This window comes from Actinoplanes sp. NBRC 101535 (genome assembly GCF_030269225.1).
GTDB classification, from domain to species: Bacteria; Actinomycetota; Actinomycetes; order Mycobacteriales; family Micromonosporaceae; genus Actinoplanes; species Actinoplanes rectilineatus.
In genome coordinates this window covers 144,792-154,433 of record NZ_BSSY01000004.1, presented here as the reverse complement: position 1 = coordinate 154,433, position 9,642 = coordinate 144,792, and the positions used below count along the sequence as shown (strand labels likewise).

The 9,642-nt window shown below is 73.7% G+C and carries 9 protein-coding genes; all 9 read left to right on the top strand.

The genetic code is table 11. The features are described 5' to 3' along the window. Positions 1-1,071 carry a glucose-1-phosphate thymidylyltransferase gene (locus tag QSK32_RS12800; protein WP_045739874.1) on the top strand — a complete coding sequence of 357 codons (1,071 nt, stop codon included), beginning with the start codon at positions 1-3 and terminating at the stop codon, positions 1,069-1,071. A 110-nt stretch (positions 1,072-1,181) separates the two neighbouring features. Continuing rightward, positions 1,182-2,303, top strand: a complete 1,122-nt coding sequence (locus QSK32_RS12795; RefSeq protein WP_285471994.1) for a glycosyltransferase — start codon at positions 1,182-1,184, stop codon at positions 2,301-2,303. Positions 2,304-2,324: 21 nt separating this feature from the next. After that, positions 2,325-3,545, top strand: coding sequence for a glycosyltransferase (locus QSK32_RS12790; RefSeq protein WP_285471993.1), 1,221 nt, complete (start codon positions 2,325-2,327; stop codon positions 3,543-3,545). A 35-nt stretch (positions 3,546-3,580) separates the two neighbouring features. After that, positions 3,581-4,702 (top strand): DegT/DnrJ/EryC1/StrS family aminotransferase, encoded by a 1,122-nt coding sequence (locus QSK32_RS12785; RefSeq protein ID WP_285471992.1) that lies wholly within the window; start codon positions 3,581-3,583, stop codon positions 4,700-4,702. Further along, positions 4,699-5,307: a dTDP-4-dehydrorhamnose 3,5-epimerase family protein gene (locus QSK32_RS12780; protein ID WP_045739878.1), complete on the top strand. Its 609-nt coding sequence runs from the start codon at positions 4,699-4,701 to the stop codon at positions 5,305-5,307. The genes QSK32_RS12785 and QSK32_RS12780 overlap by 4 nt, the downstream gene beginning before the upstream one ends. Then, on the top strand, positions 5,298-6,287 hold the full coding sequence (locus tag QSK32_RS12775) for an NAD-dependent epimerase/dehydratase family protein (RefSeq protein WP_045739879.1): 990 nt from the start codon (positions 5,298-5,300) through the stop codon (positions 6,285-6,287). The genes QSK32_RS12780 and QSK32_RS12775 overlap by 10 nt, the downstream gene beginning before the upstream one ends. Beyond that, entirely contained in the window at positions 6,284-7,666 is a 1,383-nt protein-coding gene (locus QSK32_RS12770) for an NDP-hexose 2,3-dehydratase family protein (protein WP_285471991.1), read from the top strand. Before QSK32_RS12775 ends, QSK32_RS12770 begins: the two co-directional genes overlap by 4 nt. A gap of 53 nt (positions 7,667-7,719) precedes the next feature. Beyond that, entirely contained in the window at positions 7,720-8,502 is a 783-nt protein-coding gene (locus QSK32_RS12765) for a class I SAM-dependent methyltransferase (protein ID WP_045739973.1), read from the top strand. Between the two features lie 10 nt (positions 8,503-8,512). Continuing rightward, complete coding sequence (locus QSK32_RS12760; RefSeq protein WP_045739974.1) at positions 8,513-9,640, top strand: glycosyltransferase; 1,128 nt, start codon at positions 8,513-8,515, stop codon at positions 9,638-9,640. The last annotated feature ends 2 nt before the right edge of the window (positions 9,641-9,642 follow it).

The following is a 9,642-nucleotide window of genomic DNA, read 5'->3' as shown; positions in this document are numbered from 1 at the left end:
GTGAAGGCTCTGATACCCGCGGGCGGCGCGGGAACCCGGCTGCGGCCGATCACGCACACGTCCGCCAAGCAGCTGATCCCGATAGCCAACAAACCGGTGATCTTCTACGTGCTGGAGTCGATCGCCGCGGCCGGGATCACCGAGGTCGGCATCGTGGTGGGCGACACCGCCGAGGAGATCGAGCGCGCGATCGGCGACGGGTCGGACTGGGGCCTCAAGGTCACCTACCTGCCCCAGGAGGCCCCGCTCGGCCTGGCGCACACCGTGCTCATCGCCCGGGAGTTCCTGGGCGACGACGACTTCGTCATGTACCTGGGGGACAACTTCCTGATCGGCGGGATCACCGACCTGGTGGAGCAGTTCCGCGCGGAGCGCCCGGCCGCCCAGATCATGCTGACCAAGGTCGCCGACCCGCGGGCGTTCGGGGTGGCCGAGCTGGACGTCGAGGGCCGGCTGATCGGCCTGGAGGAGAAGCCGGAGCACCCGAAGAGCGACCTGGCGCTGGTCGGCGTCTTCCTCTTCACCGCTGCGGTGCACCCGATCGTGGCCGGGCTCGCGCCCTCGGCCCGGGGCGAGCTGGAGATCAGCCACGCCATCGCCGGGCTGATGAACACCGGTCAGCCGGTGGTCACCACGATCACCGAGGGCTATTGGAAGGACACCGGCAACGTCGCCGACATCCTGGAGGTCAACCGGCTGGTCCTGGAGGGCCTCGAACCCGAGGTGGCCGGGACGGTCCACGACTCCGAGCTGATCGGCCGGGTGACGGTCGCGCCGGGCGCGGTGGTCCGGGGCTCCCGGATCGTCGGTCCGGTCATCATCGGGGCCGGCTCGGTGGTCGAGGACTCCTACCTGGGCCCGTTCACCTCGGTCGCCGAGGACTGCCGGATCGTCGACAGCGAGCTGGAGTACTCGGTGGTGCTCGGCGGCTCGGTGATCCGCGGGGTGGGCCGGATCGAGGCCTCGCTGATCGGCCGCGAGGTGGAGGTCACCCCGGCGCCGCGGCTGCCCCGGGCGCACCGGCTGCTGCTCGGCGACCACAGCCGGACCCAGATCTGCGCGTACTCGTGACCGGCGGCGAGGCGTGTCCAAGCGTCCGGATCGGTCACTCGGACACGCCTCGTGGACATCGACTCTCTTCAGCATGATGGGGCTCGCGCCCGACGGAATGGGGTAGGCGAATGCGTGTGTTGTTGTGGTCCTGCGGATCACGCGGGGACGTCGAGCCGCTGGTGGCGCTGGCGGTGCGGTTGCGGGCACAGGGCGCGGAGGTACGGCTGTGCGCCCCGCCGGACAGCGCCGAGCGGCTGGCCGAGACCGACGTTCCGCTGATCCCGATCAGCCGGCCGGAACGTCCCGGGCCGGAGGAGGCGGCCGCCGGGATCGCCGATCAGTTCGACCGGATCCCGGCGCTGGCCGAGGGCTGCGACGCGGTGGTGGCCACCGGCCTGCTCTCCGGCGCCGCCGCGGTCCGGTCGGTGACCGAGAAGCTCGGCATCCCCTACTACTACGTCGCCCTGTGCCCGATCCACCTGCCGTCCGCGCTCGACCCGGAGCAACGGGCCGCGTACAACCGGGGCGCCGACACGCTGTTCGGCGGGGTCCTCAACCGCCGGCGGGCGGAGATCGGCCTGCCGCCGGTGACGAACCTGGTCGACTGGACCAGCACCGACCGGCCCTGGCTGGCCGCCGACCCGGTGCTGGCCCCGCTGCGGCCCGGCCTGGCGGCGGTGCAGACCGGCGCGTGGATCCTGCCCGACGCGCGGCCGCTGCCACCCGTGGTGACGGACTTCCTGGCCGCCGGGACGCCGCCGGTGTACGTCGGATTCGGCAGCTCGCCCGGCACCGCCGACGCCGCCGAGGTGGCCGTCGCGGCGGTCCGCGCCCAGGGCCGCCGGGTGATCCTGTCCCGGGGCTGGGACGGCCTGGCCCTGCCGGACGACCGCGACGACTGCCTCGCCGTCGGCGAGGTGAACCTGCAGGCGCTGTTCCGCCGGGTCGCCGCCACGGTGCACCACGACGGCACCGGCACCACCCACGTGGCCACCCGGGCCGGCGTCCCGCAGGTCGTGGTGCGCCAGATCGTGGGCCAGGTGTACTACTGCGACCGGGTGGCCGAGCTGGGCATCGGCGCGGCCGTCGACGGTCCGGCCCCGGATCTCGACGCCTTCACGGCTGCCCTGGTCACGGCGCTGGCGCCGGAGACCCGTGCCCGGGCGGCGGCCGTGGCCGGCACTGTCGACGCGGACGGGACGGTGGTGGCCGCCCGGATCCTGGCCGACGTGGCCCGCCTCTCCGTGTGACCGTTAGCGAAGGGATTCGTCATGCGAGTGTTGTTGTCGACCTCGGGAAGCCGGGGCGACGTCGAATCGGTGGTGGCGCTGGCGACCCGGCTGCGGGCGCTCGACGCGGAGGTCCGGGTGTGCGCGCCGCCCTCGTCGGCGGACCGGCTGGCCGAGGTCGGGGTGCCGCTGGTCCCGGTCGGCGGCGCGATGCGGATGATGCTCACCGACGGCATGCCGCCGCCGACCGCGGTGGACCAGCGCCGGATGACCGCCGACCAGGTCGGGGTGCAGTTCGATCAGGTCCCGGCGGCCGCCGAGGGCTGTGACGCGGTGGTGGCCACCGCCGAACTGTCCGCTGCGGCGGCCGTCCGGTCGGTGGCCGAGAAGCTCGGCGTCCCGTACTTCTACGCCGCCTACAGCCCGGCGTACCTGCCCTCGCCGCACCACCGGCCGCCGCTGGACGAGCCGACCGATCCGGACGTGACCGATCACCAGACGCTGTGGGATCAGCGGCGCGAGCGGTTCAACGAGCGGTTCGCCGCTGCGGTCAACGACCGCCGGGCGGCACTCGGCCTGCCGCCGGTCGCCGACGTCTTCGGGTACGCCCACACCGAGCAGCCCTGGCTGGCCTCGGATCCGACACTGGCCCCGCTGCCGCCCGGTCACCGCGGTGTGCAGACCGGCGCCTGGTTCCTGCGGGACGACCGGCCGCTGCCCGCCGCGCTGGAGGCGTTCCTGGACGCCGGTTCGCCGCCGGTGTACGTCGGGTTCGGCAGCACCTCGGAGACCGGTGACACGGCCCGGACGGCGATCGCGGCGGTCCGCGGACGGGGCCGCCGGGTGGTGCTCTCCCAGGGCTGGGCCGACCTGGTCTCGCCGGACGACCGGGACGACTGCTTCGCGGTCGGGGAGACCAACTTCCGGCTGCTGTTCGGCCGGGTGGCGGCGGTGATCCACCACGGCGGCGCGGGCACGGTGACCGCCGCCGCGCAGGCCGGCTGCCCCCAGATCGTGATCGCGCAGTACACCGACCAGCCGTACTTCGCCGAGCGGGTGGCCCGGCTGGGCGCCGGGGTGGCGCACGACGGCCCGGTACCGACGGTGGACTCGCTGTCGGCCGGGCTCGCCACGGCGCTGGCCCCGGAGACCCGGGCCCGGGCCGCCGCGCTGGCCCGCACGATCCGTACCGACGGGACCGCGGTGGCCGCCCGACTGCTGTTCGACGCGGTCAACCGGCAGCGGCCGCCGGTCGCGGTGTGACGAGTGACCGCCCTCCGACGATCGGGAGCCAGCCAGTGACGACGCGTGTATGGGATTACCTGACGGAGTACGCCAAGGAGAAGGACGACATCCTCGACGCCGTCCAGAGGGTCTTCGGTTCGGGGCAGCTGGTGCTCGGCGAGAGCGTCCGGGGGTTCGAGGCGGAGTTCGCCGCATACCACGGGCTGGCCCACGGCACCGGTGTGGACAACGGGACCGACGCGCTCACCATCGGCCTGCAGGCGCTGGGCATCGGCCCCGGTGACGAGGTCGTCACGGTCTCCAACACCGCGGCGCCGACGGTGGTGGCCATCGCCGCCACCGGGGCGACGCCGGTCTTCGTCGACGTCCGCGCCGACGACTTCCTGATCGACGTCGACCAGGTGGCCGGCGTGGTCACCGAGCGGACCCGGGCGATCCTCCCGGTGCACCTGTACGGCCAGTGCGCCGACATGGCGCCGCTGACCGCCCTGGCCGGACGGCACGGCCTGAAGATCCTGGAGGACTGCGCCCAGGCGCACGGGGCCCGGCACCACGGACGGATCGCCGGGACGATGGGCGACGCGGCCGCGTTCTCCTTCTATCCCACCAAGGTGCTCGGCGCGTACGGCGACGGCGGCGCGGTGCTGACCGACGACGCGGAGGTCGACCGCAACCTCAAGCAGCTGCGCTACTACGGCATGGACAAGGTCTACTACGTGGTCCGCTCGCCGGGGCAGAACAGCCGGCTCGACGAGGTCCAGGCCGAGATCCTGCGCCGCAAGCTGACCCGCCTGGACGACTACATCGCCGGGCGCAACGCCGTGGCCCGGCGTTACGAACAGCGGCTCGGCGACCTGACCGGCCCGGGCGGCCTCCAGCTGCCGGCCACCAACCCCGGCAACACCCACGTCTTCTACGTGTACGTGGTCCGCCATCCCCAGCGCGACCGGATCATCGAGGCGCTCCGCGAGTACGACATCGCGCTGAACATCAGCTACCCGTGGCCGGTGCACACGATGAGCGGTTTCGCCCATCTCGGGTACGCCCGCGGCTCGCTCCCGGTCACCGAGGCGCTCGCCGGGGAGATCTTCTCGCTGCCGATGTACCCGTCGCTGACCGAGTCCGATCAGGACCGGGTCATCGACGCGCTGCGCTCGGTCCTGGAGACGCTGTGACCGCCACCGTCGAGCCGACCGCGATCGACGGCGCCTTCCTCTTCACCCCGGCGGTGTACGCGGACACCCGGGGACTGTTCACCTCGCCGTACCAGGATCCGGCGTTCGCCGAGGCGCTGGACCGCCCGCTCTTCCCGGTCCGGGACGTGAGCCACAACCGCTCGGCCCGCGGCGTGCTGCGCGGCATCCACTACACGGCCACCCCGCCCGGCCGGGCCAAGTACGTCTACTGCCCGTACGGCGAGGTGCTGGACTTCCTGGTCGACCTGCGGGTCGGCTCGCCCACCTTCGGCCGCTGGTCGGCGACCGAGCTCACCGGCGACAACTCCCGGGCGCTGTACATCCCGGTCGGCGTGGGGCACGCGTTCCTCTCGCTGCGCGACGACTCGGTGGTCGTGTACCTGATGTCCGAGGGGTACGTGCCGGCCAACGAGTTGGCGGTCTCCCCGCTCGACCCGGCGATCGGCCTGCCGGTCCCGGACGGCATCGAGATCCGGCAGTCCGAACGGGACGCGGTGGCGCCGACGCTGGCCCAGGCCCGCGACCGTGGTCTGCTGAACGACTACACGCTGTGCCGGAACGTGGAGGCGAAGCTGTGGCGGTGAAACCACCCCTGGTCGCGCTGCTCGGCGCGAGCGGTTTCGTCGGCTCCGCGGTGCTGCGGGAGCTGGCCGCCCGCCCGATCCGGGTCCGCGCGGTGTCCCGCCGCCCCGCCCCGGTGCCGCCGGACGCGGTGGCCGAGGTCGAGGTGCTGGCCGCCGACCTCAGCGAGCCGGGCCGGATGGCCGCGGCGGTGGCCGGCGCGGACATCGTGATCCATGCCGTGGCGTACATCGCCGGATCGACGACCTGGCGGGTCGCCGACGGCGACGCCGCGGCCGAGCGGATCACCGTCGGCCTGGTCCGGGATCTGATCGACGCGGTACGCCGTCCCGGCCCGCCGGTGCGGGTGGTGTTCACCGGTGCGGCCTCGCAGGTCGGTCCCTCCGATCGTGCGGTGCTGGACGGCAGCGAGCCGGACCGCCCGGCGGGGGAGTACGACAGGCAGAAGCTGGCCGCCGAGCGGATCCTGCTGGCCGCGCACGCCGAGGGTGTGGTCCGGGCGGTCCCGGTCCGGTTGCCGACGGTCTTCGGCGCCGGGCCCCGGTCCACCGCCCGGGACAAGGGCGTGGTGTCGCTGATGGTGCGCCGCGCGGTGGCCGGCCAGGACATCACCATGTGGCACGACGGCACGGTCCGCCGCGACCTGGTCTACATCGACGACGTGGCCCGCGCCGTCGTGGCGGCGGCCGACCACGCGGAGAACCTGGCCGGCCGACCCTGGCTGATCGGTTCCGGTCACGGATCGCCGCTGGGCGAGGTGTTCACCACGGTGGCGAAGCTGGTCGCCGCGGAGACCGGCGAGCCACCGGTCCGGGTGGTGTCGGTGCCGCCGCCCGCGCACGCCGAGGCCGGCGACTTCCACAGCGTCACCATCGACGCGTCGGCGTTCCGGGCGGTCACCGGCTGGCGGCCGCGGGTGCCGCTGGACGAGGCGCTTGCGCGTACCGTCGCCTGCTGTGTCGCCGAGGCGGCGGCGCCGTGACCGCGGCCGTCGCGCTGCGTCCCCGGGTCGACGGGACCCTGCCGGAGCGGCTGCGGCGCTCGGCGGCGCAGACCGCCGCGGGGCACACGATGCGGACCGCCGACTTCCCGGCCTGGCTGGCCGGCCGGGCCCGGGCGCACCGGTTCCGGGTCGACCGAATCGCGTTGGACGACCTCGACGGCTGGTCGTTCGCGCCGGGTACCGGCAATCTGGTGCACCGCACCGGCCGGTTCTTCAGCGTCGAAGGGCTCTCCGTCCGCCTCGGCGAGGACACCGGCGGATGGCAGCAGCCGATCATCCGGCAGCCGGAGGTCGGCATCCTGGGCATCCTGGCGAAGGAGTTCGACGGGGTCCTGCACTTCCTGCTGCAGGCCAAGATGGAGCCGGGCAACCGCAACCTGCTGCAGCTGTCGCCGACCGTGCAGGCCACCTTCAGCAACTACACCGGGGTCCACCGCGGGGCCGGTGTCCGTTACCTCGAGCACTTCGCCGGCCCGGACCGCGGCCGGGTGCTCACCGACGTGCTGCAGTCCGAGCACGGCGCCTGGTTCTACCGCAAGTTCAACCGCAACATGCTCGTCGAGGCGACCGGCGAGGTGGCGCCGCACGAGGACTTCTGCTGGCTCACCCTGGGCCAGATCGGTGAGCTGCTGCGGGCCGACAACGTGGTGAACATGGACTCCCGGACGGTGATCGCCTGCCTGCCGGTGGCCGGGCCGGAGCCGGGCGCGCTGAACAGCGACGCGGAGCTGCAGTCCTGGTTCACCGTCGAACGGTCCCGGTGGTCGCCGGTGATCGAGCGCCGGCCGCTGTCCGGCCTGGCCGGCTGGGACCGGGACCGGGACTCCATCCGCCGGGCCGACGACCGCTTCTTCCGGGTGGTCGCGGTCGCCGTCGAGGCGAGCAGCCGGGAGGTGGCCGGCTGGACGCAGCCGCTGATCGAGCCGACCGGCACCGGCGTCACCGCCTTCCTGGTCCGCGAGATCGGTGGGGTGCCGCACCTGCTGGTCCAGGCGAAGGCCGAGGCCGGGTTCCTGGACACCGTCGAGCTGGCCCCGACCGTGCAGTGCGATCCGGCCAACTGGGCGCACCTGCCGGCCGGGCAGCGGCCGGCCTTCCTGGACCTGGTGCTGGCCGCCCCACCGGAGCGGATCCGGTACCAGACCCTGCATTCCGAGGAGGGCGGCCGGTTCCTGCACGCGGAGAGCCGCTACCTCTTCGTCGACGTCGCCGACGAGGTCCCGATGCGGCCGCCGGCCGGTTTCCAGTGGGCCACCCCGGGCCAGCTCGGCGCCCTGGCCGGGCATGGGCACTACCTCAACGTCCAGGCCCGGACGCTGCTGTCGATCCTCAACGCGGGCGCCGCCCGGCTGGGCTGAGCCCGGTATTCCCGCCGCACATGGACATCGTCGAACGTAACTATGGTGAGGTCATGCCCCCATCTCCTCCTGAATTGCAGGACAGTCGGCGGACAGCGGAATGGTTCGGTCTGGAAGCCGAACGGTACGACCGCGCCCGCCCCCGTTATCCGGAATCGCTGATCGACCGGATCGTGGCCATCAGCCCGGGTACGACCATCGTGGACGCCGGCTGTGGCACCGGCATCTCCTCCCGCGCTTTCCAGGCGGCCGGATGCACGGTTCTCGGCGTCGAGCCGGACCCCCGGATGGCCGCCTTCGCCCGCGGTCGCGGCCTCGACGTCGAGGTGGCGAGGTTCGAGGACTGGGATCCGGCGGGCCGTACCTTCGACGCGGTCGTCTCGGGCACCGCCTGGCACTGGGTGGACCCGTTCGAGGGAGCACGGAAAGCCGCCGGCCTGTTGTCGCCGACCGGGGTTCTCGCCCTTTTCGAGAACGATTTCACCCTGCCGCCGGAAATCATGGCGGCGCAGGGGAACGCCTATCGCCGCGCGGTTCCGGACGCGCCCGGCGAGACCCCGCGCGGAGACGGCGACAAGAAGCCGTTCGCGAAAGCCGCCGAGGGCATTCGCCGCACCGCCGCGTTCGGTGAGCCGGAGCCGTTGCGATTCGCCTGGGAACGCACCTACACCCGCGACGAATGGCTCGACATCCTGCCCACCCAGGGCGGCCTGAACCACCTCGCCGAGGACGTCCGCGCCCGGTTCCTGGCGTACCTGGGCGCGGCGATCGACGAGCAGGGTGGCGCGTTCGTCCTGCGGTACACCACGGTCGGCATCACCGCGATCCGGCGCTGAGGTGAGCCGGATGCGGGTGTTGCTGTGGACGCACGGGCCACGCGGTGACGTGGAGCCGCTGATCGCCCTGGCCGTACGCCTGCGCGAGCAGGGCGTGGAGACGAGGATGTGCGCGCCGTCCGACTTCGCCGCGCGGCTTGCCGAGACCGGCGTGCCGCTGGCGCTGGCCGGGGAGCCGGTGCTGGCCGGTGCCCGCGGACTGGGTGGACCGCCGGAGCCCGAGCTGGTGGCGGCCCGGATCGCCGAGCAGTTCGCCACGCTGCCGGCGGTGGCCGGGGGCTGTGACGCGGTGGTGGCGAGCGGGTTGTTCTCCGGCGCGGTCGCGGTCCGGTCGGTGGCCGAGAAGCTGGGCATCCGGTACGTCTACGCGGTCTCCTCCCCGCCTCTGCTGCCGTCGCCGGCGATGCGGGCCCGCTACAACGAGGGCGCCGACCGGATGTTCGGCGGCCCGCTCAACGAACGGCGTTCCGCGATCGGCCTGCCGCCGGTGACCGGCCTCTTCGACTACGGCTGCACCGATCGGCCCTGGCTGGCCGCGGATCCGGTGCTGGCGCCCCGGCCGCCGCACCTCGACGCGGTGCAGACCGGCGCGTGGATCACCCCCGACGACCGGCCGCTGCCGCAGGCGGTGGCGGCGTTCCTGGCGGCCGGCGAGCCGCCGGTGTACGTGGGCTTCGGCAGCGGACCGGCGCCCGCCGGAGTGGCGAAGCTGGTCGTCGAGGCCTGCCGGGCCCGCGGGCGCCGGGTGATCCTGGCCCGGGGCTGGGCCGACCTGGCGCTGCCCGACGACCGGGACGACTGCCTCGCGATCGGCGAGGTGAACCAGCAGGAGCTGTTCGCCCGGGTGGCGGTGGCCGTCCACCACGGCGGCACCGGCACCACGCACGTCGCTGCCCGGGCCGGCGTGCCGCAGATCGTGGTGCCGCAGATCGCCGACCAGCCGCACTACGCCGCCCGGGTGGCCGCGCTGGGCATCGGGGTGGCACACGAGGGCCCGTCCCCGACCGCCGGCTCGATCGCCGCCGCGCTCGGCGCCGCCCTGGCGCCGCGGGTCCGCGCCCGGGCAACCGCGGTGGCCGGCACGATCCGCGCCGACGGCACGACGACGGCCGCCCGTCTGCTGTGCGCCGCGGGCTGACC

Bases quoted from the DNA above. Each gene is read 5' to 3' on its own strand.
- QSK32_RS12795 (WP_285471994.1), top strand. From the start codon at position 1,182: ATGCGTGTGTTGTTGTGGTCCTGCGGATCACGCGGGGACGTCGAGCCG.
- QSK32_RS12790 (WP_285471993.1), top strand. From the start codon at position 2,325: ATGCGAGTGTTGTTGTCGACCTCGGGAAGCCGGGGCGACGTCGAATCG.
- QSK32_RS12765 (WP_045739973.1), top strand. From the start codon at position 7,720: ATGCCCCCATCTCCTCCTGAATTGCAGGACAGTCGGCGGACAGCGGAA.
- QSK32_RS12760 (WP_045739974.1), top strand. From the start codon at position 8,513: ATGCGGGTGTTGCTGTGGACGCACGGGCCACGCGGTGACGTGGAGCCG.